Origin of the sequence: Streptomyces sediminimaris (genome assembly GCF_047049295.1) — a bacterium.
GTDB lineage: Bacteria > Actinomycetota > Actinomycetes > Streptomycetales > Streptomycetaceae > Streptomyces > Streptomyces sediminimaris.
Genome location: NZ_JBJWOT010000001.1, coordinates 5,714,319 through 5,737,837 on the forward strand (window position 1 = coordinate 5,714,319; position 23,519 = coordinate 5,737,837).

At 69.9% G+C, this 23,519-nt stretch carries 20 protein-coding genes, 1 tRNA gene and 1 pseudogene; 19 read left to right on the top strand and 3 right to left on the bottom strand.

Annotation, left to right across the window (positions count from 1 at the left end):
* Positions 1 to 213 precede the first annotated feature (213 nt).
* The gene (locus tag ACJ9NR_RS26655) at positions 214 to 903 is read right to left on the bottom strand and encodes a hypothetical protein (protein ID WP_412493458.1); all 690 of its coding nucleotides are present in this window, start codon (positions 901 to 903) and stop codon (positions 214 to 216) included.
* Between the two features lie 322 nt (positions 904 to 1,225).
* Between ACJ9NR_RS26655 and ACJ9NR_RS26660 the strand changes: the two genes are divergently transcribed.
* From ACJ9NR_RS26660 to ACJ9NR_RS26695, 8 genes and pseudogenes are all read left to right on the top strand, one after another.
* Complete coding sequence (locus tag ACJ9NR_RS26660) at positions 1,226 to 1,759, top strand: DinB family protein (protein WP_412493459.1); 534 nt, start codon at positions 1,226 to 1,228, stop codon at positions 1,757 to 1,759.
* A gap of 152 nt (positions 1,760 to 1,911) precedes the next feature.
* Positions 1,912 to 2,427 carry an HAD domain-containing protein gene (locus tag ACJ9NR_RS26665; RefSeq protein WP_412493460.1) on the top strand — a complete coding sequence of 172 codons (516 nt, stop codon included), beginning with the start codon at positions 1,912 to 1,914 and terminating at the stop codon, positions 2,425 to 2,427.
* A gap of 41 nt (positions 2,428 to 2,468) precedes the next feature.
* Complete coding sequence (locus tag ACJ9NR_RS26670; protein ID WP_412493461.1) at positions 2,469 to 3,113, top strand: class I SAM-dependent DNA methyltransferase; 645 nt, start codon at positions 2,469 to 2,471, stop codon at positions 3,111 to 3,113.
* Positions 3,114 to 3,283: 170 nt separating this feature from the next.
* Positions 3,284 to 4,990 carry an IS1182 family transposase gene (locus ACJ9NR_RS26675; RefSeq protein WP_412493462.1) on the top strand — a complete coding sequence of 569 codons (1,707 nt, stop codon included), beginning with the start codon at positions 3,284 to 3,286 and terminating at the stop codon, positions 4,988 to 4,990.
* Positions 4,991 to 5,149: 159 nt separating this feature from the next.
* Positions 5,150 to 5,656, top strand: coding sequence for a hypothetical protein (locus ACJ9NR_RS26680; RefSeq protein WP_412493534.1), 507 nt, complete (start codon positions 5,150 to 5,152; stop codon positions 5,654 to 5,656).
* Between the two features lie 66 nt (positions 5,657 to 5,722).
* A pseudogene (locus ACJ9NR_RS26685) lies at positions 5,723 to 6,541 on the top strand (replication initiator); the annotation flags it as partial.
* A complete protein-coding gene (locus ACJ9NR_RS26690; RefSeq protein ID WP_330282262.1) occupies positions 6,531 to 6,743 on the top strand; it encodes a helix-turn-helix transcriptional regulator in 213 nt (70 codons plus the stop codon). The pseudogene ACJ9NR_RS26685 and the gene ACJ9NR_RS26690, both read left to right, overlap by 11 nt.
* The gene (locus tag ACJ9NR_RS26695) at positions 6,740 to 8,128 is read left to right on the top strand and encodes a tyrosine-type recombinase/integrase (RefSeq protein ID WP_412493463.1); all 1,389 of its coding nucleotides are present in this window, start codon (positions 6,740 to 6,742) and stop codon (positions 8,126 to 8,128) included. Before ACJ9NR_RS26690 ends, ACJ9NR_RS26695 begins: the two co-directional genes overlap by 4 nt.
* A 96-nt stretch (positions 8,129 to 8,224) precedes the next feature.
* Here ACJ9NR_RS26695 and ACJ9NR_RS26700 read toward each other — a convergent pair whose 3' ends face one another.
* Both ACJ9NR_RS26700 and ACJ9NR_RS26705 read right to left on the bottom strand, forming a co-directional pair.
* Positions 8,225 to 8,818, bottom strand: a complete 594-nt coding sequence (locus tag ACJ9NR_RS26700; protein ID WP_412493464.1) for a DUF4291 domain-containing protein — start codon at positions 8,816 to 8,818, stop codon at positions 8,225 to 8,227.
* A 285-nt stretch (positions 8,819 to 9,103) separates the two neighbouring features.
* Positions 9,104 to 9,175, bottom strand: a tRNA-Arg gene (locus ACJ9NR_RS26705).
* 345 nt (positions 9,176 to 9,520) lie between these two features.
* Here ACJ9NR_RS26705 and ACJ9NR_RS26710 point away from each other — a divergent pair.
* The 11 genes from ACJ9NR_RS26710 (at position 9,521) to prmC (ending at position 23,490) form a co-directional block, all read left to right on the top strand.
* A complete protein-coding gene (locus ACJ9NR_RS26710; RefSeq protein ID WP_412493535.1) occupies positions 9,521 to 10,096 on the top strand; it encodes a response regulator in 576 nt (191 codons plus the stop codon).
* Positions 10,097 to 10,280: 184 nt separating this feature from the next.
* Positions 10,281 to 11,417, top strand: a complete 1,137-nt coding sequence (gene nrtL / locus ACJ9NR_RS26715) for an ArgS-related anticodon-binding protein NrtL (RefSeq protein ID WP_412493465.1) — start codon at positions 10,281 to 10,283, stop codon at positions 11,415 to 11,417.
* A gap of 25 nt (positions 11,418 to 11,442) precedes the next feature.
* Positions 11,443 to 12,834 carry a diaminopimelate decarboxylase gene (gene lysA, locus ACJ9NR_RS26720; RefSeq protein ID WP_412493466.1) on the top strand — a complete coding sequence of 464 codons (1,392 nt, stop codon included), beginning with the start codon at positions 11,443 to 11,445 and terminating at the stop codon, positions 12,832 to 12,834.
* A 357-nt stretch (positions 12,835 to 13,191) separates the two neighbouring features.
* Positions 13,192 to 14,490 carry a homoserine dehydrogenase gene (locus ACJ9NR_RS26725; protein ID WP_412493536.1) on the top strand — a complete coding sequence of 433 codons (1,299 nt, stop codon included), beginning with the start codon at positions 13,192 to 13,194 and terminating at the stop codon, positions 14,488 to 14,490.
* A 6-nt stretch (positions 14,491 to 14,496) separates the two neighbouring features.
* Entirely contained in the window at positions 14,497 to 15,555 is a 1,059-nt protein-coding gene (thrC, locus tag ACJ9NR_RS26730) for a threonine synthase (protein ID WP_412493467.1), read from the top strand.
* Between the two features lie 601 nt (positions 15,556 to 16,156).
* Positions 16,157 to 17,074 carry a homoserine kinase gene (gene thrB / locus ACJ9NR_RS26735; RefSeq protein WP_412493468.1) on the top strand — a complete coding sequence of 306 codons (918 nt, stop codon included), beginning with the start codon at positions 16,157 to 16,159 and terminating at the stop codon, positions 17,072 to 17,074.
* A gap of 412 nt (positions 17,075 to 17,486) precedes the next feature.
* Positions 17,487 to 19,562, top strand: a complete 2,076-nt coding sequence (gene rho, locus ACJ9NR_RS26740) for a transcription termination factor Rho (RefSeq protein WP_412493469.1) — start codon at positions 17,487 to 17,489, stop codon at positions 19,560 to 19,562.
* Between the two features lie 348 nt (positions 19,563 to 19,910).
* Positions 19,911 to 21,050 (top strand): LCP family protein, encoded by a 1,140-nt coding sequence (locus ACJ9NR_RS26745; protein WP_412493470.1) that lies wholly within the window; start codon positions 19,911 to 19,913, stop codon positions 21,048 to 21,050.
* A gap of 148 nt (positions 21,051 to 21,198) precedes the next feature.
* Complete coding sequence (gene rpmE, locus ACJ9NR_RS26750) at positions 21,199 to 21,423, top strand: 50S ribosomal protein L31 (RefSeq protein ID WP_166021190.1); 225 nt, start codon at positions 21,199 to 21,201, stop codon at positions 21,421 to 21,423.
* A 105-nt stretch (positions 21,424 to 21,528) separates the two neighbouring features.
* Positions 21,529 to 22,605, top strand: coding sequence for a peptide chain release factor 1 (gene prfA, locus ACJ9NR_RS26755; RefSeq protein WP_412493471.1), 1,077 nt, complete (start codon positions 21,529 to 21,531; stop codon positions 22,603 to 22,605).
* Positions 22,606 to 22,644: 39 nt separating this feature from the next.
* On the top strand, positions 22,645 to 23,490 hold the full coding sequence (gene prmC / locus ACJ9NR_RS26760) for a peptide chain release factor N(5)-glutamine methyltransferase (protein ID WP_412493472.1): 846 nt from the start codon (positions 22,645 to 22,647) through the stop codon (positions 23,488 to 23,490).
* The last annotated feature ends 29 nt before the right edge of the window (positions 23,491 to 23,519 follow it).

Sequence of the window (23,519 nt, forward strand, 5' to 3'; positions counted from 1 at the left end):
CTGCGGGTGCTTTGCGGGTTCCTTTCCGGTGCTCTTCGGTCTTCCACGGGTGTTCGGCAGGGTGTTCCACGGGTGTTCTTCGGCGCAGGGAGCCCAGGGGTGGCGGCTGGGGGAGCGGCTTGAGCCCCCGTGCCGGATCCGGTGCGGTGGTGGCGCGTACGCACCACGCTAGGCCTGGGGCTGGGCCGGGGCAACGCTCGGACGAGCGCGCGGTTACCGGTGCCGCCACCGTGCGTGGTCGTCGCCGGCCTTGCGCGAGCACACCATCGGCGTCCCACGGTCGGTCACGCCGATCGCGCCCACGGGAGAGCAGAAGGCACCCGGGTGTACGAAGACGCTCGGGGAGCGCGAGGGCGTCCCGCCCGGCGGGGACACGCCGACCTGACGCATCCTGGCGCCGGTGATCACTCCGTCCGACACGTGATACGTACCGCTGTAGAGCTTGACCGCTCCGGAGGTCTGCGTGGCCGCCAGGCTGACCGTCACGGTCGGCCCGGACACCCGGAGTATCCGGAGACGGTCGTGAGCCGTTTCGGCGAAGGCGGCCACGAAAGCGCTGTACGTGGGGCTGAAGCGCTTGCCGCCGAGGTTCCAGGCTGTGCGGTAGTGGTGCGCGTTGATGGCGTCGTAGTAGGCCTTGACCACTGCGCCGGGCCCGCGTGCCGGCGGCGAGTGGGGTGCGGCGGTGACGGTCGGCGTGGGAGAGGGTGCTGTCGCTGTCGCTGTCGCTGTCGCGGACACGGACGTGGAGGTGGAGGTCGACGGGGTGGCCGTCCCGCCGGTGCTCGTCGAGGCGCAGGCGGTCGCGGCTCCCAGGACCAGGGCCAGGGCGGGAAGAAGTGTTCTGCGCATCGCCATCACCAACCGGCAGTGGTACAGCGTGGACGCGATCGTGCCACTCATCGACCTTCGAGCGGCCCTGCCGGACAGAGGCAGAGGCCGAACGGCCCTCATGCAGTCGCCGTTCGGCCTGCCGGGCGCTCTTCGGGTATCCGTGTCTCAAGATCGACACGCTGTTACAGATCGTTGAAGACCAAGCCGCCCGATGATCAAGCCAATCAAGCGGATCAAGCGGATCAAGCGGAGCGCGACCGACGTCAGGACCCACTGCACACGTCAACATCCACTACTCGCGTCAGGAGCACAGCACAGCGGTACCTCTCTCCCGTACAGCAGGATGCCCCTGTCAGCGTCGGACGTTGACCTCGCCTGCGACAATGCACCCATGAATGACGCCTCTGGACCGAAGGTCTTCTCTTCGCCGCTCGCACCGGTCGACCTGCGCACCATCGCGCCCGAACGTGAGGCTCTGGCCGGGTGGCTCGACTACCATCGCGCCGAATTGCTGAGGAAACTCGAGGGGCTGACAGAGGAACAGGCCGCCCGGTGTGTCGTTCCGTCCCTCACCACCTTGCACGGATTGGTGCGACACCTCACCAAGGTCGAGTTCATCTGGTTCGTCAACGTCATCAAGCAGAGCGAGGAACCCGCGCCCTTCGGCTGGCCGGAGCACAAGGACGGTGACTTCCTGTTGGACGACGGTGCGACACTGTCTGAGGACGTCGCGCGCTACCTGGCCGCCTGCGAGCGCAGCCGTGAGATCTTCGCCGGGGTTTCACTGGACCATGTCTGCACGCACCACCGATTCGGCGATCTCGACGTGCGTTGCATCCTGCTGCACATGATCAGGGAATACTCCCAACACAACGGCCACGCGGACGTCATCCGCGAGCTCATCGACGGCACCACACACGGCTGAGTCCCCCCACAACACTTCCGGACTCCCGGGCGCGGCCTTCAGCACCCTCTGGCCGTCCTGGCCGTCCTGGCCACTGTGGAGCGGCCTCGGGCGACCCTGAGACGGCCAGCAATGAGGGCCCGCTCTCTGCTACACCGGGCTATCGTGTCGCCGTGACAAGCTCGGCGGAGCGTCCCCTCCTGTTCCTTGACATCGACGGTCCACTGATCCCGTTCGGAGCTTCGTCCGGTCAGGCACAGACCACTGCCGACGACGACTCGGTGTCCGGCGGTCAGGGAAACCCACTACTGGCGCGACTCGACCCTGAGGTCGGAGCGCGCCTCACTGCCCTGGGATGTCATCTCGTGTGGGCTACAACCTGGATGGAGGAGGCGAACGAAGTCGTCTCCCCACGGATCGGACTGCCGAGGCTGCCCGTGGTGGAGTGGCCGGCCGACTGCGCCGACGGAGCCCCGCGCGGCGTGCACTGGAAGACGCGGCACCTCATCGAATGGGCCAATGGCCGACCGTTCATCTGGGTCGACGACGAGATCAGCGCCGTGGACCGCCTGTGGGCCGACGCCAGTCATCGTGGGCCGTCATTGCTCCACCGGGTCGATCCGGCCAAGGGCCTCGTGAACGCCGATTTCGCCACACTCGCCGACTGGCTGCGTTCCTCGACCTCTTGATCTGGTTCGCGATCCTGATCACTGCACTACTCTGTCGAGCCATGATTGCGGACCCCTGGTTGGCAGACACCCGGACCTCCTACGACACGGTCGCGGTCAGCTATGCCGACCAACTACGCGAGGCTTTGGCCGGGGCGCCGTATCTTCGGGCGGCTCTGGCGCTGTTCGCCGACTTGGTGCACGCCGCTGGCGGTGGGCCGGTGGTGGACGTGGGCTGCGGACCTGGGCACGTCACTGCTCACCTGCACAAGCTGGGTTTGGACGCTTCCGGTATCGACCTGTCGTCCGGAATGATCGACGTGGCTCGACGTGACCACCCCCGCCTGCGGTTCGAGGTGGGCTCCATGACGGACCTCGACCTCGCCGATGCCTCAGTGGTCGGCCTGCTTGCATTTTGGTCGTTGATTCACGTCCCTGACGAAGCAGTGCCCACGGTCTTCGGCCACTTCCGGCGCGTGTTGCGTCCCGGCGGGCCACTGCTGCTCGGCTTTCACGTCGGCGACGGGGCGAGGCTGAAGACGCGGGGCTACGGCGGCCACCCGATGAAGGTCCACGTTCACCGCCGCCAACCTGAGCAAGTGGCGGCCTGGCTACGCAATGCCGGCTTTACCGTCGAGGCCCACATGCTGATCGACCCCGATGAGAGCGTTCCAGGTGCAGTCCTCTTCGCACGCCGTCAGTCCTAGCCATGTCAGCGGTCCGTCAGCGGTCCGGATGCGGCAGACGACACAGCGAAGTCGCACCACAGCAACTGAGCTTGACTCTGTCGGGGATCTTGGAGTTTCCCGCTGCGGCAGCATGGTCGACGGGCATGCTCGTGTAGTTCCGCCGACCGATACATCTGTCGAGGTGCTCGTTGTCCCTTCGTCTCCGTTCCGGTGAGCACGTTCCGCCTCTGACCGCGCAGGTCGCGCGGGCGAGCAACCCGGCTGGCACGAAGGCGATATGGGTACGGGACCGCCTCGATGGGCTGTGGCGCGACGAGGACTTCGCCGACTGGTACCCCAGGGACGGACGTCCGGGGCTCTCACCCGCTCAGCTGGCCACCGTCTGCGTACTGCAGTTCCTCCTCGGACTGTCGGACCGGCAGGCCGCCGAGGCGGTCCGCTGCCGCATCGACTTCAAATACGCGATGGCCATGGAGCTGGACGATCCCGGATTCCACCACAGCGTGCTGGGCGACTTCCGCGATCGTCTCGCCGAGGACGGCCTTGCCGACCGCCTCCTCGACCTCGCACTGGCCCGCCTCAAGGAGGCCGGACTGGTGCGCGAGCGCACCACGCAGCGCACCGACTCCACCCATGTCCTGGCCGCGGTGCGTGACCTGACCCGCCTGGAGCTGGTCACCGAGGCGGTTCGCGCCGCACTCGAAGAGGTCGCCGGCATCTCTCCTCATCTGCTGGACGAGCTGGTCGATGAGAGCTGGGGGCTGCGCTACGGTCGGCCGGTCCGCCTGGGGAAGAACCCCACCAAGCCCATGACCAGGATCCTCGCCACCGGAAACGACGCCGTCCGGCTGCTGGAACACCTCTACCGCTACGGAGCGGACCGCATGTCCGGTCCTCGTGTCCAGGCTCTGCGGCAGATCATGGTGCAGAACTATCACCGTGATGCCGCGGGACACCTGCGCTGGCGCACCGCTGAGAAGGAAGGCGGGGTGGGTCTGCCACCGTCGTCGAGAGCGATCGTCTCGCCCTACGACACCTCGGCCCGCTACGCACGGCACGGGCACATCATCAGCTGGAAGGGGTTCGCCGCTCATCTGACCGAGACCTGTGCTGCCGACGGCCCCAACGTGATCACGGATGTCGCCACCACCGCGGCCACCACCCACGACAGCCAGGTCCTGCCCGGCATCCACACCCGCCTCGCCCGACGCGGCCTGTTGCCCGCCGAGCACCTGGTCGACGCCGGCTACACCTCCCTGCCCCACCTGGAACAAGCTGCCCGTGAACACCAGGTCACCGTCTCCGGTCCGCTGAAGAGCAACCCCACCCGCCAGCACCGCCGAGGCGAGGGCTTCGACCGGGACGACTTCCACATCGACTTCGATCGTCGGCAGGTCACCTGTCCCCAGGGACAGGTCAGCGCGGGCTGGCACGGCCCCTACCCGACCTCCTCACCCACCGCGGCCCCGCTGATCGTGGCACGGTTCACCAAGAGCCAGTGCCAGCCCTGCCCGGCCCGCACGCAGTGCACCACCTCCCGCGAAAGCCACCGCACCGTGGGCTTTCCTCCACGAGAGCTCCGCGACCTGCAACTCCGCGTCCGCACCGAGCAACAGACGCCCGAGTGGAAGGCCCGCTACGCGGTCCGCTCCGGAGTGGAGGGCACGGTCAACGAGTTCGCCCACGGACACGGCATGCGGCGCTGCCGCTACCGAGGACAGGGAAAGGCTCACGTCCAGCACGTCCTGACAGCCATCGCGGTCAACATCGAGCGCCTCAGCGGACTGCCACCAGCCATGGAAGCACCCACGCCCCGGCAGCCGACTGCCTTCCAGAGCTACCTCGACCAGCGCGAGATCCCTCGCCCGAAGTCCTGGCGAACCCTGGGCAGTTGACTCCGCCGGCATCAAGATCCCCGACAGAGTCAAGCTGAGAGGTCGTTCTCTTTCCGAACCTCATGTGCGGTTCTCGCTGGTCAGGCATGAGATGGCCGTTGTCGCGGGAGTCTCAGCCCGTTGCTGGCCGAGATGTCGTGGAGGTGGCCGATGCCGTCGATGCGCGCGGTTTTGGAAGGGCGGCAGAAGGCCGCGGCGGTGCAGGTGAAGGAACTCGAAGCCGAGTTGGAACGGGTGCGGGCGGCTCTGACAGACGCGGAAGAGGTGCTTCGGCGTCGGGTGATCGGCCTGGAGCAGTATCTGGAGGCGCTGGCTGAGGAGGGTGCGCCCGCCGAAGTGATCGGTGCAGTGCCGCAGAGGAAGCCAGTGGGACCGCGGCGGGCGGTGCCTCACCGGCAGAACGCGACCGGGACCGAGGAGTTGTCGCCGGACTACCAGGCGTTGATGGCCGCCGCGGTGGATGCGGCAGGCGACGGCCTGGGTGCCCGGCGGGCAGCAGTGGTACTGGGCTGGGACAGCGCTTCCGCCTCCCGGGTCGAGGGAGCGAGGGCACGGCTGAAGCGGCTGGTGGAACGGGGCTGGCTGGTCGAGGAGAAACCGGGCAGGTTCATGCCGTCCGCACCGGAACAGTCAGCTGGTGCTGGGCGGCCAGACGGCGGCTCATGAGCATGCTCATCGACCACAGGATGACGGCTTCACTGGTGTCGGGACGCCGCTCGTAGTCAGGGTCTGTACGCGTTCGCCGGTCGGCTCTGGCATCGCTTTGGGCTGGAGTTGCGGCGCGAGGTTGCACGGCGTGCTGGACTGTCGCGGACGGAGTTCGGGGAAGTCGCCCGACTCTCGTACGCGAAGGTCGCCGAGTACCAGCGGCGTGGCCTGGTCCACTTCCATGGCGTGATCCGCCTCGACGGACCGGACGGACCCGACTCGTCTCCGCCTGCCTGGGCGACCGTGCCACTGCTGATCGACTCTGTGCGGGAGGTGGCCGGTCGGGTACGGCTGGCCGCTCCGGGGGCGGATGTCGTCGGGCCGCGGGAGCTCCGCTTCGGCCCGCAGGTCGACGTACGACCGCTCACCTCGTACGGCCGGGACGCGGGGGAGCGGCCTGCCTCTGCGGCGGCCGTGGCGGGCTACATCGCCAAGTACGCCACGAAGGGAGCCGAGTCCGCCGGTGCGGTGGACGGCCGGATCTACCACGCACGGGACATGGTCATGCTGCCGGTACGCGCACACGTGCTGCGCATGATCGGTACGTGCTGGTGGCTCGGTGGCCTGCCCGAGTTCGAGCCGCTCGGGCTGCGCCGTTGGGCCCACATGCTCGGGTACGGCGGGCACTTCTCCACCAAGTCACGCCGCTACTCGACCACACTGACCGCGCTCCGGCAGGCCCGTGCCGATCACCGCGCGGAGCAACAACGGGCCTCCCTCGGCCTGGTCGATGGCCCGACTGTCACGGTCGGCCAGTGGCGCTACGCGGGACGTGGCTACTCGCCGGCGGCGGCGCTCCTGGCCGCTTCGGTGCAGGAGGGCGGTGGTCTCCATGGCGCGTGACAGCCGCGTGAAGACGGCCGAACTGCTCACGGTCCGCCAGGTGCTCGACGAACTCGGCGGCATCTCCCGGCGCACCTTCTACCGCTGGCGGGAACTGCGGCTCGCTCCGCCCTGCATACGGCTTCCCAACGGAGAGCTCCGAGTTCGGCGGGACGTGCTCAACGACTGGTTGGAGGACCGGGCGGAGGGGGCGGCGTCGTGAAGTCGTACAAGGTCTCCGTCTGGAAGATCTCGGTCAACAAGACGACCAAGAAACCGACGTATCTCGTGCGCTGGATGGTCGATGGACAACCGTTCAGTGAGTCGCACAAGACTATGGCGCTTGCCGACCGCTTCCGGGCCAAGCTGGTGCGGGCGCTCGACAAGGGCGATCCGTTCGACACGGTCACCGGTCTGCCCGACTCGCTGCGCGGGGGCAAGGCTGCCTTGTCGTTCCTCGACTTGGCGGTGAAGTACCTGGACGCGCGTTGGTCGGAGGCGTCGGCCAAGCAACGGGACAGCATGACCGATGCACTGGCGACGGTCGTTCCCGTTGTGGTCAAACCCGCGCGCGGGCGGCCTGCTCCGGAGGTGCTTCGGAAGGCGCTGCGCTCGTACATCCTGCCGGTTCCGCGACGGGAGCGGGAGCGGCCCGAGGAGATCGCCGCGGCGGTGCGGTGGATCGAGAAGGCGTCGTTGCCAGTGGGGGAGCTTCAGGAGATCGCCCGGGTACATGAGCTGATCGATGCGCTCGGCCGCAAGCTGGACGGCAAACCGGCTGCGACCCAGACCTACCGGCGCCGGCGCGCGGTCGTCTTCAACGCCCTGGAGTACGCGGTGGAGTTGGAGCACCTGCCGTCGAATCCGCTGACCCGGGTCCGGCGCAAGCGCGGGAAGCGGGCGGTGCAGGAGGTTGACCGCCGGGTGGTGGTCAACCCTCGTCAGGCCCGGGAGCTGCTGACCGCGCTCACGTACGTGGGCGGCTACGACCGGGCGAGTGGTCGGCGTCTGCGGGCGTTCTTCGGGTGCCTGTATTACGCGGCCATGCGACCGGGGGAGGCCCTGGGGCTTCGGCGTTCTGACTGCACGCTTCCGGCGTCCGGCTGGGGCCGCATCGAGTTGGCGGAGACCCGTCCCACGGCGGGCAAAGCGTGGACGGACTCCGGTGAGGCTCACGACCGGCGCGGTCTGAAACAGCGGGCCCACGGTGAGGTGCGCATCGTGCCGATACCGCCTCCGCTCGTGCGCCTGCTCCGTGAGCACCTGAAGGAGTTCGGTACGGCGAAGGACGGCCGGCTGTTCTCCAGTGAGCGGGGCAACGTGATCGCCGCTTCGTCGTACTCGCGCGCGTGGAAGCAGGCTCGGGAACTGGCGCTCGTCCCCGACCAGGTCTCCTCGGTCCTGGCCTTCCGACCGTACGACCTACGCCACGCGGGTGTGTCCCAGTGGCTCAACTCCGGCGTCCCGGCTCCGGAGGTCGCCGCTCGCGCGGGCCACTCGGTCGACGTCCTGCTGAAGATCTACGCCAAGTGCATCGACGGCCAGGAGAAGGAGATGAACGACCGGATCATGCAAGGGCTGGGGGAGGGGGACGACCCAGCGGACTGACACCTGAACGTGATCGACTGACAGAAGCCCTGGACTCGGAAGGGTCCGGGGCTTCGGTGTGCTCAGAGATCAACTCAACTGGTGTATGGACCTGGCTCATTGGTGCAGATGAGCCACGATTCCGTCGTTCACGGGGTATGAGCGTTCGTGGGGCAGGAGTTTCCCGGCCATGACCAGGTCTCCGTCCCGTACGCGGGCATGGATCGTGTGGGCGAGTGGTGTGACGTCGGTGATGGCAACGATCCACTCGTCGGCATAGAGACGTGCGGCCTCGCCGGTGAGGCCGAGCTGGAGCGACCGGTGAGGAAGCGGCTGAAGATGCAGATCACGTTCGGGGTCCCACTGCACCCGGGCGGGAGATCGCTTCAACTGGCGCTTCCACGTGGCACGGTCGGCGTGGAGTCCAGGTTCGTAGTCGGACAGACAGGCGCGTTCCAGAGCCCACGCAAAGCCTTCCCGCGTGATCTCGACGGCGAGGACGGTTTCCTGACCCTCCTTGGTGCCCCACCCGCAGCGATACATCATCCAGAGAAACGACGGCTTGATCCATGTCATCCGGTCCCGCTGCCACACCGCCGGGAAACGGCCCTCCAGGGTCGCTGGCAGACCGATCTCCGGTGCGTACGCCTGGTAGACGGTGACTGTGGAGTCTGTGTGCAGGGCTCGAATCTGGTGCTTGGGTTCCGCCATGTGGACCAGGGTGGACACACCGCTGAGCTTGCGCCATCGATTTACCGCGCGTGCGCGCAACGCCTACCTCTAGCAACCAGCGTCGTCCCTTGTGCGGGTCACGGGCTACGCTCAAGGGCCACGGAACACCGTCTGACCTTGCACGAAGCCCCTCAAGATCAACACGCTATTACAACGTGATCACTGGCAAACGGCTGCTTTTGGCGGCATCCGCCTGCACATGCGCAAAGACCCCGCACTCAGCGAACGCGCTGGTGGCGGGGTCTTTAGGCACTTCCTGCGAAGTGCCCCCGGCAGGATTCGAACCTGCGCACACGGCTCCGGAGGCCGTTGCTCTATCCCCTGAGCTACGGGGGCGTGTCTGCTGCGCTGTGTGCGCGGCGACGGGTAGAACCCTACCAGCTGATCCGGGGTGTTCATGAACGGTTTTCCGGCGTCGCGGGCAGCGCCCACTTCCGTGCTGCCGTGCCCGGGGCGTGCGGCTTGTGCGGTGCGGCGTCGTCCTTCGGGCGCCGCCTGGCGCAGTGCTCCTTCCGGGACCCGGTCGTCAGCATCGCCGCACTCCGTTGGCCGCCGTTGGCACGCGACGAGCCAGTAGGGGGAGAGGGTGTAGAGCCGACGTTGCGCCCGCCCCCCTCTCTCCAGAGCTGCAACGCCACTCCGGACCTGCAACCACTCCAGACCCGCAACGCCCTCCTTCGCCTGTGCCCCGGCCCGCCGTACCGTCCGCCCCCGCGTCCCCCACCCGGGCCGGAAACGGGGAAAAGCCGGACGCGGTGGCCGGTCCCGACCTACTCTCGAGTTGTGCCAGGCGCGTCGGGTCGGGTGCTTGTTGTGGACGACAACAAGGTCATCCGGCAGCTGATCAGGGTCAATCTCGAGCTGGAGGGTTTCGAGGTGGTGACCGCGGCTGATGGTGCCGAGTGTCTGGATGTCGTGCATCAGGTGCGTCCCGACGTGGTGACCCTCGATGTCGTGATGCCCCGACTCGATGGGCTTCGTACCGCCGCCCGGCTGCGCGGCGATCCTCGGACCCGTGACCTTCCTCTGGCGATCGTCAGCGCCTGTACCTCGTACGAGGTCGACGCCGGGCTGGACGTCGGCGTCGACGCCTTCCTCGCCAAGCCCTTCGAGCCCGCCGAACTCGTGCGTCTCGTCCGGCAGCTGATCGAGCGGCGGCGTAGTGGGCTGAGCAGGGGGGACGGCGGCCAGTCCGAGGTCGGGAGTGTGCTCGGTGTCGGTGAGGCCGAGCGAGCCGGACGTGGCGCCACCGGCTGACGCCCGCCCCGCGTCAGAACCAGCTCGCCCATTCACCCCACCCCACTCCACCCCAGCACCAGCTCGCGCTCCCACCTCCGAACCAATCTCGCCCATCCACCCCCACCTCCGAATCAGCTCCCGCCCCCGCCCCACCCCGGAACCAGCTCGCCCACCCACCCCCCTCCTCCCATACGCTTGACCCGTGACCCCCGTCGAGCTGTCCCGTACCGTGCTGCGCGCGGTGCGTCGGGCTGTTGATGAGGGGGAGCTGAGCGTGACCGTTCCGCGACGGGCCGTTGTCGCGCCGCCGGGGCCGGGGGGCTGTGGTGACTACGCCACCAGCATCGCCCTCCAGCTCGCTCGGCCGGCCGGGCAGCCGCCGCTCCGGGTGGCCGAGATCCTGCGGCGGTACCTCGCCGCGGAGGACGGTGTCGACGACGTCGTCGTCACCGGGCCGGGGTTCGTCAACATCAGTCTCCGAAGCGTGGCGGCCGCCCTCATTCGCGAGATCCTCGAGGCCGGCCCGCTCTACGGCCACGGCGACTCCCTCGCCGGGCAGGTCGTCGAGGTGCGCATCCCCTACGAGGTCCGCGCCGAGGTCGTCGCGGACGCGCTCGTGCGGATCGTCGGTTCGCAGGGAGGGCGCGTGGAGGTCGACCACTGCGAGCCCGTGAACCTCCGACCCGTTCCGGCCCCCGACGACCCCGCCCTGCTCGGCCCCGACGCCGCCCGCTGGGCGCTGCTGTACCCCGCCGCCCACGACCGGCCCCGTATCACCGCCGATCACCTCGTCCAGCGCGAGAGCAACCCTCTCTTCCGCGTCCGTTACGCCCACGCCCGCACCCGGGCCCTCCGCCGCAACGCCGCCGACCTGGGCTTCGCCCCCACGCCCGGGGACGTAAGAGACGCACCACCTGCGGCACAGAACAAATCACCCGCGGCACAGAACACATCACCCGCGCCACAGAGCACATCACCCGCACCCAGCGCGCCACATGCGCCAAATGCGCCACACGTGGCAAACGCACCACACGCGCCAGACGCAGCAGTCGTACGGGAAGACGCGCAGCACGCCGCGGCGGCCGGTCTCCTCGCCGTCCTCGCCGACCACCCCCGAGTCCTGGCCCGGGCGGCGGCGCACCGTACGCCCGACAGCCTGGCCCGGCACCTCGTCGGTGTCGCCGACGCCGTTCTCGCCGTCCTGCCCGCCGTGCTCCCGCGCGGCGGCGAGAAACCCTCGGCCGCCCACCGTGCCCGGCTCGCGCTCGCCGAAGCCGCCGGGGCGGTGCTGGCCGGCGGCCTGTCCCTGCTCGGCATCGACGCACCCGACCACCTGTGACGCACACAGAAAGCCACCCGAGAACATGAGCCGTTCCGCACACCCCGCCGGGCCCCGCCACGCCGACGTCCTCCCCGAGGGCCACTACTCCGCCCCGCCCACCGACCTCAACGAGCTCGACCCGAAGGTCTGGGCCCATACGGTCACCCGGGGCGCGGACGGTGTGGCCACCGTCGGCGGCGTCGACGTCAAGACCCTCGCCGAGCGCCACGGCACCCCGGCCTACATCCTCGACGAGGCCGACTTCCGGGCCCGGGCGCGTGCCTGGCGTGGTGCCTTCGGGGCCGACGCCGACGTCTTCTACGCCGGCAAGGCCTTCCTCTCCCGTGCCGTCGTGCGGTGGCTGCACGAGGAGGGGCTCAACCTCGACGTCTGCTCCGGCGGCGAGCTGGCCACCGCCCTCTCCGCGGGCATGCCGGCCGGCCGCATCGCCTTCCACGGCAACAACAAGTCCGCCGAGGAGATCCGCCGGGCGGTCACCGAGGGCGTCGGGCGTATCGTCCTCGACTCCTTCCAGGAGATCGTCCGCGTCGCGCACATCGCGCAGGAGCTCGGCAAGCGGCAGCGGGTGCAGATCCGCATCACGGTCGGCGTCGAGGCGCACACGCACGAGTTCATCGCCACCGCCCACGAGGACCAGAAGTTCGGCATTCCGCTGGCCGGGGGACAGGCCGCCGAGGCCGTGCGGCGGGCCCTGGCGCTCGACGGCCTGGAGCTGATCGGGATCCACAGTCACATCGGGTCGCAGATCTTCGACATGTCCGGCTTCGAGGTCGCCGCGCACCGCGTCGTCGGGCTGCTGAGGGACATCCGCGACGAGCACGGGATCGAGCTGCCCGAGATCGACCTCGGCGGCGGGCTGGGCATCGCCTACACGAGTGACGACGACCCGCGCGAGCCGCACGAGATCGCCAAGGCGCTGACCGAGATCGTCACCCGTGAGTGCGAGGCCGCCAGGCTGCGGACCCCGCGCATCTCCGTCGAGCCCGGGCGCGCCATCGTCGGTCCGACCGCCTTCACGCTCTACGAGGTCGGCACCATCAAGCCCCTCGACGGGCTGCGGACCTACGTCTCCGTCGACGGCGGCATGTCCGACAACATCCGCACCGCGCTCTACGACGCCGAGTACAGCGTCGCCCTGCTCTCCCGCACCTCCGACGCCGAGCCGATGCTCGCCCGGGTCGTGGGCAAGCACTGCGAGAGCGGGGACATCGTGGTGAAGGACGCGTTCCTGCCGGCCGACCTGGCACCGGGTGACCTCATCGCGGTGCCCGCGACGGGCGCCTACTGCCGTTCCATGGCGAGCAACTACAACCACGTGCTCCGGCCGCCCGTCGTCGCCGTCAACGACGGCGAGGCCCGCGTCATCGTCCGCCGCGAGACCGAGGAGGACCTGCTGCGCCTCGATGTCGGCTGACTCGGGGCCTGCGCCTCGATGTCGGCTGACTCGGGGCCTGCGCCTCGATGTCGGCTGATCCGGGGCCCGCGCCTCGATGTCGGCTGACTCGGGGCCTGCGCCTCGATATCGGCTGATCCGGGGCCCGCGCCTCGATGTCGGCTGATCCGGGGGCCTGCGCTTGGACGCTTGGACGTCGGCTTACCCGGGGCAGGGCCCGGCGGGGGTTGGGTGGGATGGGCCGGGGCGGAAGATCTCCTGGCCGCCGCCCCGTACAAATGAAATCGATGTCTCACGATCCGGACATGGGATAGAAAGTCCCGTCCGGTGAGTGAGACTGGTGCAACCGAAGACGGTATGAGGAAACGAGGTCGGATGATGCGTACGCGTCCGCTGAAGGTGGCGCTGCTGGGCTGTGGGGTCGTCGGCTCAGAGGTGGCGCGCATCATGACGACGCACGCCGCCGACCTCGCCGCCCGGATCGGCGCGCCCGTGGAGCTCGCGGGCGTGGCCGTGCGGCGGCCCTCCAAGGTGCGCGAGGGCATCGACGCCTCCCTCGTCACCACCGACGCCACCGCCCTCGTCAAACGCGGCGACATCGACGTCGTGGTCGAGGTGATCGGGGGCATCGAGCCCGCCCGCTCGCTGATCACCGCCGCCTTCGAGCACGGCGCCTCCGTCGTCTCCGCCAACAAGGCGCTGCTCGCGCAGGACGGCGCCGCCCTGCACGCCGTCGCCGAGGAGCACGGCGGGGATCTTTACTACGAGGCCGCCGTGGCCGGGGCCATCCCGCTGATCCGCCCGCTGCGCGAGTCCCTCGCGGGCGACAAGGTCAACCGGGTGCTCGGGATCGTCAACGGCACCACCAATTTCATCCTCGACAAGATGGACTCGACGGGGGCCGGCTACCAGGAGGCCCTCGACGAGGCCACCGCCCTGGGGTACGCCGAGGCCGACCCGACCGCCGACGTCGAGGGCTTCGACGCCGCCGCGAAGGCGGCCATCCTCGCCGGCATCGCCTTCCACTCGCGGGTACGCCTCGACGACGTCTACCGCGAGGGCATGACCGAGGTCACCTCCGCCGACTTCCGCTCGGCGAAGGAGATGGGCTGCACCATCAAGCTGCTCGCCATCTGCGAGCGGGCCGGGGACGGCCGGTCCGTCACCGCCCGCGTGCACCCCGCCATGATTCCGCTGAGCCACCCCCTGGCCTCCGTGCGCGGCGCCTACAACGCCGTGTTCGTCGAGTCCGACGCCTCGGGGCAGCTCATGTTCTACGGTCCCGGCGCCGGCGGCGCGCCCACCGCCTCCGCCGTGCTCGGCGACCTCGTCGCCGTCTGCCGCAACCGGCTGAGCGGGGCGACCGGGCCCGGCGAGTCGTCGTACGCCGCGCTGCCCGTGTCGGGCATGGGCGAGGTCGTGACGCGGTATCACATCAGCCTCGACGTCGCCGACAAACCGGGTGTTCTCGCCCAGGTCGCCACCGTGTTCGCCGAGCACCGGGTGTCGATCGATACCGTTCGGCAGCAGGGGCGACAGGACGGCAACGGCGAGGCCTCCCTCGTCGTCGTCACCCACCGCGCGTCCGACGCCTCGCTGAGCGGGGTCGTCGAGGCGCTGCGCAAGCTCGACACCGTGCGGGGTGTCGCCAGCATCATGCGGGTTGAAGGAGAGTAACCAGCAATGACCCACCAGTGGCGCGGAATCATCGAGGAGTACCGGGACAGACTGCCGGTCTCCGACACCACGCCGGTCGTGACGCTCCGCGAGGGCGGCACGCCCCTCGTGCCCGCGCAGGTGCTCTCCGAGCGCACGGGCTGCGAGGTCCACCTCAAGGTGGAGGGCGCGAACCCCACCGGGTCCTTCAAGGACCGCGGTATGACCATGGCCATCTCGCGGGCCAAGGAGGAGGGCGCGAAGGCCGTGATCTGCGCCTCCACCGGCAACACCTCGGCCAGCGCGGCCGCATACGCCGTGCGCGCGGGCATGGTCTCGGCCGTTCTCGTCCCGCGGGGCAAGATCGCGCTCGGCAAGATGGGCCAGGCGCTGGTGCACGGCGCCAGGATCCTCCAGGTGGACGGCAACTTCGACGACTGCCTCACTCTCGCCCGCGCGCTGAGCGAGAACTACCCGGTGGCACTGGTGAACTCGGTCAACCCCGTACGCATCGAGGGCCAGAAGACCGCCGCCTTCGAGGTCGTCGACATGCTCGGCGACGCGCCCGACATCCACGTCCTCCCGGTCGGCAACGCGGGCAACATCACGGCCTACTGGAAGGGCTACCGGGAGTACGCCGTCGACGGGGTGGCCACCCGCACGCCCCGGATGTGGGGCTTCCAGGCGTCCGGCAGCGCTCCGATCGTGCGCGGTGAGATCGTCAAGGACCCGTCGACCATCGCCACCGCGATCCGGATCGGCAACCCCGCCTCCTGGCAGTACGCGCTGGCCGCGCGGGACGAGTCCGGCGGCCTCATCGACGAGGTGACGGACCGTGAGATCCTGCGCGCCTACCGGCTGTTGGCCGCGCAGGAGGGCGTCTTCGTCGAGCCCGCGTCCGCCGCGTCCGTCGCCGGTCTGCTGAAGGCCGCCGAACAGGGCAAGGTCGACCCGGGGCAGCGGATCGTGTGCACGGTGACCGGGAACGGCCTGAAGGACCCCGACTGGGCCGTCGCCGGCGCCCCGCAGCCGGTCACCGTCCCGGTCGACGCCGTGACCGCCGCCGAGCGCCTCGGCCTGGCCTGAGCGGTCCGGCCCGGGGATACGGGCCGACGGTTCCGGGCTGAGGGTTCCGAGCTGGGCGGTCCGGTCTCAGGGTCCGGGCTGGGCGGTCCGGCCTGCGGTTCCGGGCTGGGCGGTCCGGCCTGCGGGTCCGGGCCGAGCGGTCCGGCCTGAGGGCTCGGGCTGGCCGGTCCGGCCTGCCGGTCCGGGCTGAGCGGTCCGTGCTGAGCAGTCACGCCTGAGGGCCCGGACAGAGCGGTCCGGGCTGGGCAGTACGGCCTGAGAGCCCGGGCTGACCAGTCACCCATGAGGGCCCGGACAGACCAGCCACCCCTGAGGGCCCGGACAGAGCAGTCCGGCCTGAGCGGTCCGGCCTGAGCGGCCCCCCGCCGAGGGGTGCACAGGGGGCTTGCGGCACGCATCGTGCGCCTCCTGTGCGCCCTATGTCGCCACAGAACCTTCCTTCGATAGGCTGTACCGAACCCGCCCGCCGCATATGCCTTCGCCCAGGACGCGTGTGGCGGTGCCGCGCCGCCCCGAGCGGCCCGAGGGTCCCCGTGTACGTACCCGATGCTGTATCGAACGTCTTCGACCATCACGCAGCTCTAAGGAGAGTCATCGGAAGATGGCCGGTCCTGCATTCCGCGCCGCAGCCGTCAGGGTGCGCGTCCCCGCCACCAGCGCCAACCTCGGTCCGGGCTTCGACGCTTTCGGGCTCTCGCTGGGGCTCTACGACGACGTGGTCGTCCGGGTGGCCGACTCCGGGCTGCACATCGACATCGCGGGCGAGGGCAGCGAGACGCTGCCGCGTGATGAGAACCATCTGCTCGTACGGTCCCTGCGCACCGCCTTCGACCTGCTCGGCGGGCAGCCGCGCGGCCTGGAGATCGTGTGCGCCAACCGCATTCCGCACGGCCGCGGCCTGGGCTCCTCCTCCGCCGCCATCTGCGCCGGCATCGTCGCCGCGCGCGCCGTGACCATAGGCGGGGAGCCGAGGCTCGACGACACGGCCCTGCTCGAGCTCGCCACCGAGATCGAGGGGCACCCCGACAACGTGGCGGCCTGTCTGCTCGGCGGGTTCACCCTCTCCTGGATGGAGGCGGGTGCCGCGCGCGCGATCAGGATGGACGCCGCCGATTCCATCGTTCCGGTGGTTTTCGTGCCCGGGAAGCCGGTCCTCACCGAGACCGCGCGCGGCCTGCTCCCGCGCACCGTGCCGCACGTCGACGCCGCCGCCAACGCGGGCCGTGCCGCCCTGCTCGTCGAGGCCCTCACCCGGCGCCCCGAGCTGCTGCTGCCCGCCACAGAGGACCGCCTCCACCAGGAGTACCGCGCGCCCGCCATGCCGGAGAGCGCCGCGCTGGTGGAGCGGCTGCGGGCCGACGGGGTGCCGGCGGTCATCTCCGGAGCGGGACCCACCGTGCTCGCGCTGGCCGACGCCGACAGCGCCGACAAGGTGGCCGATGTGGCAGGTGAGGGCTGGGCCGCGAACCGGCTCGAGCTCGACGCCGAGGGAGCGAGCGTGCTGCCGCTTGCGCCCTGACACACGGTTGCCGGATTTGGAGAGGGGGAATGTTTGTTGGATCCGGTAGTGTTAACCTCAAGTCTGCACCCGACCCCACCATGGCGAGGTGCTTCGTGTCCCAGTTCGGGACAGACATCCTTCCGGGAGCCTCCCAAGCCGCACTGTGTTCCGTACGACGTACGCGGGCAGTACCTCGTACGCGAGCACTGAGCGACTTGCCGGGCACGCTCCGGAACCGGTGCGACCGAGCCACGTGACACCGACACTCGGTGCCACGGCCACGGCTCCGGGAAGCGCCATCCCAGATATTGCCTCCGCCATCTTTGGCGGACCACCGCCCCGGCGCGGTCCACAAGCAAGGACCGGAGCCGGAAGCACAACCGGTCGCCGAGCCAGACAGGCCGACGTCCGCTCCAGGGAAGGACCCTTCGTGAGCGACACCACCGATCTGATGGGCGCACGTGTCGAGGAGACTGCTGCCGCGCCCGCCACGGACGCCTCCGCGCCTGCCACCGGTGCAGGCTCCCGGCGGCGCCGCGGTACCGGCCTAGAGGGCATGGTGCTGGCCGAGCTGCAGCAGGTCGCATCCGGCCTCGGCATCAGGGGCACGGCGCGCATGCGCAAGAGCCAGCTGATCGAGGTCATCAAGGAGGCGCAGGCCGGGGGAGGTGCCGCCGCTCCGGGCAAGGCCGCCGACGCGGCCGCCGACACCAAGCCCAAGCGCCGCGCCACCTCCAGGACCCGCACGGGTGACGAGGCCGCCGCCGAGAAGAAGGCTGCCGCGCCGGCCGAGAAGGCCGAGTCCCAGCAGCAGATCGAGATTCCCGGCCAGCCCGCCGGCGGCCCCGCCCGCGACGGGGACGCCTCCCGCGCGAACGCGGCCGAGCGCGGGGCGGAGGACGCTCCCGCGGAGCGCCGCCGCCGTCGCGCCACCGCCGAGGCGGGCAGCCCCGAGACGGTCGCCGCCGAGGCGAAGAACGAGCCGAAGGCCGAGACGCCCGCCCCGCAGGCGCAGAACGAGTCCAAGGGCCAGGCGCAGAACGAGTCCAGGGGCCAGGCGCAGAACGACGCCAAGGGCGACGCCGGTGACGGCGAGGGCCGTGGCCGCCGCGACCGCCGGGACCGCGGCCGGGACCGCGGTGACCGCCGCGGCAACAAGGGCGACGACCAGCAGGGCCAGGGCGGCCAGCAGCGCGGCCAGCAGAACCAGCAGCAGGGCGGCGGCGGAGGCCGGGACAACCGTCAGCGGGACGACGACGGGGACGACTTCGAGGGCGGCCGCCGCGGCCGCCGGGGCCGTTACCGCGACCGCCGGGGCCGTCGTGGCCGTGACGACATCGCCGGCGAGCCGCAGATCGCCGAGGACGACGTCCTGATCCCCGTCGCGGGCATCCTGGACATCCTCGACAACTACGCGTTCATCCGCACCTCCGGCTACCTGCCGGGCCCGAACGACGTGTACGTCTCCCTCGCCCAGGTCCGCAAGAACGGCCTGCGCAAGGGCGACCACATCACCGGCGCGGTGCGTCAGCCCAAGGAGGGCGAGCGGCGCGAGAAGTTCAACGCGCTGGTCCGCCTCGACTCCGTCAACGGCATGGCCCCCGAACACGGCCGTGGCCGCCCGGAGTTCAACAAGCTGACGCCGCTGTACCCGCAGGACCGGCTCCGTCTGGAGACCGACCCGGGCGTGCTGACGACCCGGATCATCGACCTCGTGTCGCCGATCGGCAAGGGCCAGCGCGGTCTGATCGTGGCCCCGCCGAAGACCGGCAAGACCATGATCATGCAGGCGATCGCCAACGCGATCACGCACAACAACCCCGAGTGCCACCTGATGGTCGTCCTCGTCGACGAGCGTCCGGAAGAGGTCACCGACATGCAGCGGTCGGTCAAGGGCGAGGTCATCTCCTCGACCTTCGACCGCCCGGCCGAGGACCACACCACGGTCGCCGAGCTCGCCATCGAGCGTGCCAAGCGCCTGGTGGAGCTGGGCCACGACGTCGTCGTGCTGCTCGACTCGATCACCCGGCTGGGCCGCGCGTACAACCTCGCCGCCCCGGCCTCCGGCCGCATCCTGTCCGGTGGTGTCGACTCGACGGCCCTGTACCCGCCGAAGCGCTTCTTCGGCGCGGCCCGCAACATCGAGGACGGCGGTTCGCTGACCATCCTCGCCACCGCCCTGGTGGACACCGGGTCCCGCATGGACGAAGTGATCTTCGAGGAGTTCAAGGGCACCGGCAACGCCGAGCTCAAGCTCGACCGGAAGCTCGCCGACAAGCGGATCTTCCCGGCGGTGGACGTGGACGCGTCCGGCACCCGCAAGGAAGAGATCCTGCTCGCCAGCGACGAGCTCGCCATCGTCTGGAAGCTGCGCCGGGTGCTGCACGCCCTCGACCAGCAGCAGGCGGTGGAGCTGCTGCTCGACAAGATGAAGCAGACGAAGTCGAACGCCGAGTTCCTGATGCAGATCCAGAAGACGACGCCGACGCCCGGCAACGGCGACTGAGGCACCGTCTCCGGGGAATCCCGGCACCACGCCGACAGGCCTCCCCCCGTTCACCTCGGTGAACGGGGGGAGGCCTGTCGGCGTGCTCGGGCACGATCGGCGGTGGTCATGCTCCGTGCTCCGTAGTCGGGTACTCCGTGCTCGGTACTTGGTACTCGGGTACTCCGTACTCGGCGAAGGTGACGCTCCGTGCCCGGCCGCCCACCACCGGAAAGCGGTACGCCGTGCAACCTTTTCCCCGGTTTCTCCGTCTGACCGGATGGAGTGACGATGGTGCGGTACGACCCGTATCGACAGGCCTGACCCTGAAATCTGGGGGTATCCGACCGGACGAGATTCGAGGAGCACATGACCGCCGAGAGCACACCGGGCCCCGGCATACCGGGAGGCCCCGGCACCGGCGGCCCGCGCGACAGCGCCGGGGGCCGCCGCCGAAAGCCCCGCAGCAGGCGCCACAAGGGCCTTCTGATCACGGCGTGGACCGCGGCGGGGATCGTCGTGCTGGGCGGTACCGGAGCCGGATACCTGTACTTCAAGCTCAACGGCAACATCAAGAGCGTCGACATCGACTCGGCCCTCGGCACGTCCCGGCCGGCGAAGGCCGACAACGGCTCCGAGAACATCCTCGTCCTCGGGTCGGACTCCCGCGCCGGCGGCAACAGGAAGCTCGGCGGCGGCGCCGACGACGGCAGCGCCCGCTCCGACACCGCGATGATCGTGCACGTCCACAAGGGGCACAAACGGGCCGACGTGGTCTCCATCCCGAGGGACACCATCATCGACCGCCCCGAGTGCACCGACACCGCCGGCCGGACCCATCCCGCGGCGCGGGGCGTGATGTTCAACTCCGCCTACTCCACCGGCGGTGCCGCCTGTGCGGTCAAGACCGTCGAGTCCCTGACCGACATCCGCATGGACCACTACCTCGAGGTCGACTTCAAGGGCTTCGAGAAGCTCATCGACGAACTCGGCGGCGTCCCGGTCACCACGACGAAGAACATCGAGGACCGCCAGAGCCACCTGAGCCTCAAGGCCGGCACGCACACCCTCGACGGTGCGCAGGCCCTCGGCCTGGTCCGCACTCGGCACGGGGTCGGCGACGGCTCCGACCTCGGCCGCATCCAGCTCCAGCAGGCCTTCGTCAAGGCGCTGGTCGACCAGGTCAAACACCTCGGCGTCTTCACCAGCCCGAAGAAGCTCTACGACCTCGCCGACACCGCCACCAAGGCCGTGACCGCGGACTCCGACCTGGGGTCGGTCAACTCCCTGATGTCGTTCGCGGGCGGCCTGAAGGACATCAGCTCCTCGAAGATGACCATGATCACGATGCCGGTGCGGTACGACCCGGCCGACCGCAACCGGGTCGTCGTGGAGAAGAACAAGGCCCAGCAGGTCTGGACGGCCCTGAAGAACGACCGCCCGATCCCGGGATCGGCGACCGCCGGCACGGCCACGGGCGACGCGAAGGGCGTCGTCAGCGCCGCCTGAGGGACCGGGCGGCCGATCCGGAATAGAACAGGCGAGCCCCCGGTTTTGGGGGATGGCCCCAGTCCTGGCAGACTGGTACGTCGGCCCCGGTTCACGCCTCCGTATCCCGCGGATGCGACCCGGCGCCCTCCCGGAACTAGGAGACACCTTGAAGCGCGACATCCACCCCGAGTACGTCGAGACGCAGGTCAGCTGCACCTGCGGAGCGTCGTTCACCACCCGCAGCACGATCTCCAGCGGCGCCATCCGCGCCGAGGTCTGCTCCGAGTGCCACCCGTTCTACACGGGCAAGCAGAAGATCCTCGACACCGGTGGCCGTGTGGCCCGCTTCGAGGCCCGCTTCGGCAAGGCTGCAGCCGGCTCCAAGAAGTAGCGGGCTCCCATTCGCCGGTCCACGGCCGCGCCCTGAAACAGGCGCGCCGGGACCGGCGTTTTTGGTCGTCCGCCTTCCCTCCCTTCCGTATTGCAGGAGCCCAAGATGTTCGAGGCCGTCGAGGAACTCGTCGGTGAGCACGCCGACCTGGAGACCAGGCTCGCCGACCCGTCGGTCCACGCCGACCAGGCCAACGCGCGCCGGCTGAACAAGCGCTACGCCGAGCTCACCCCGATCGTCGCCACGTACCGCACCTGGAAGCGGACCGGCGACGACATCGGCACCGCGCGCGAGTTCGCCGCCGACGACCCGGACTTCGCCGCCGAGGTCAAGGAGCTGGAGCAGCAGCGCGAGGAGCTCACCGAGAAGCTGCGCCTTCTGCTGGTCCCGCGCGACCCCAGCGACGACAAGGACGTCATCCTGGAGATCAAGGCGGGCGCGGGCGGCGACGAGTCGGCGCTGTTCGCCGGCGACCTGCTGCGCATGTACCTGCGCTACGCCGAGCGCGTCGGCTGGAAGACCGAGATCATCGACGCCACCGAGTCCGAGCTGGGCGGCTACAAGGACGTCCAGGTCGCCGTGAAGACCAAGGGCGGCCAGGGCGCCACCGAGCCCGGCCAGGGCGTCTGGGCCCGCCTGAAGTACGAGGGCGGCGTGCACCGCGTGCAGCGCGTGCCGGCGACCGAGTCCCAGGGCCGTATCCACACCTCCGCCGCCGGCGTGCTCGTCACGCCCGAGGCGGAGGAGGTCGACGTCGAGATCAACCCCAACGACCTGCGCATCGACGTCTACCGCTCCTCCGGGCCCGGCGGCCAGTCCGTCAACACCACCGACTCCGCCGTGCGCATCACGCACATCCCGACCGGAGTGGTCGCCTCCTGCCAGAACGAGAAGAGCCAGCTGCAGAACAAGGAGCAGGCACTGCGTATCCTGCGCTCCAGGCTGCTCGCGGCGGCGCAGGAGGAGGCCGAGAAGGAAGCCGCCGACGCCCGCCGCAGCCAGGTCCGCACCGTCGACCGCTCCGAGAAGATCCGTACGTACAACTTCCCGGAGAATCGCATTTCGGACCACCGCGTGGGCTTCAAGGCGTACAACCTTGACCAGGTCCTGGACGGCGACCTCGACGCGGTGATCCAGGCATGCGTCGACGCGGACTCGGCGGCCAAGCTGGCCGCCGCGTAAAGGCCGTACGCACGACCCAGTACGACACGGAGGACTTGCGTGAACCTGCTGCTCGCAGAGGTGGCACAGGCCACCCAGCGGCTGGCCGACGCCGGCGTGCCCTCGCCGCGCAACGACGCGGAGGAGCTCGCCGCGTTCGTGCACGGTGTGAAGCGGGGCGAGCTGCACTCCGTGAAGGACTCGGACTTCGACGCCCGGTACTGGGAGGTCATCGCCCGGCGCGAGCAGCGTGAGCCGCTGCAGCACATCACCGGGCGGGCCTACTTCCGGTACCTCGAACTCCAGGTGGGCCCGGGCGTGTTCGTGCCGCGCCCGGAGACCGAGTCCGTGGTCGGCTGGGCCATAGACGCCGTACGCGCCATGGACGTCGTCGAGCCCTGCATCGTCGACCTGTGCACCGGCTCCGGCGCCATCGCGCTCGCCCTCGCCCAGGAGGTCCCGCGCTCGCGCGTGCACGCCGTGGAGCTGTCCGAGGACGCGCTGCGGTGGACCCGCAAGAACGTGGCGGGCTCCCGGGTCGACCTGCGCCGGGGCGACGCCCTCGAGGCCTTCCACGACCTCGACGGCCAGGTCGACCTGGTCGTCTCCAACCCGCCCTACATCCCGCTGACCGAGTGGGAGTACGTCGCTCCCGAGGCGCGGGACTACGATCCCGAACTCGCCCTGTTCTCCGGCGAGGACGGTCTCGAACTCATCCGCGGTCTGGAGCGGACCGCGCACCGGCTCCTGCGCCCGGGCGGTGTCGTCGTCATCGAGCACGCCGACACCCAGGGCGGCCAGGTGCCGTGGATCTTCACCGAGGAGCGGGGCTGGGCCGACGCGGCCGACCACCCGGACCTCAACAACCGCCCGCGGTTCGCGACCGCCCGCAAGGCGCTGCCGTGACCGCCCCCCGCACTCTTTCCCGGACGTAC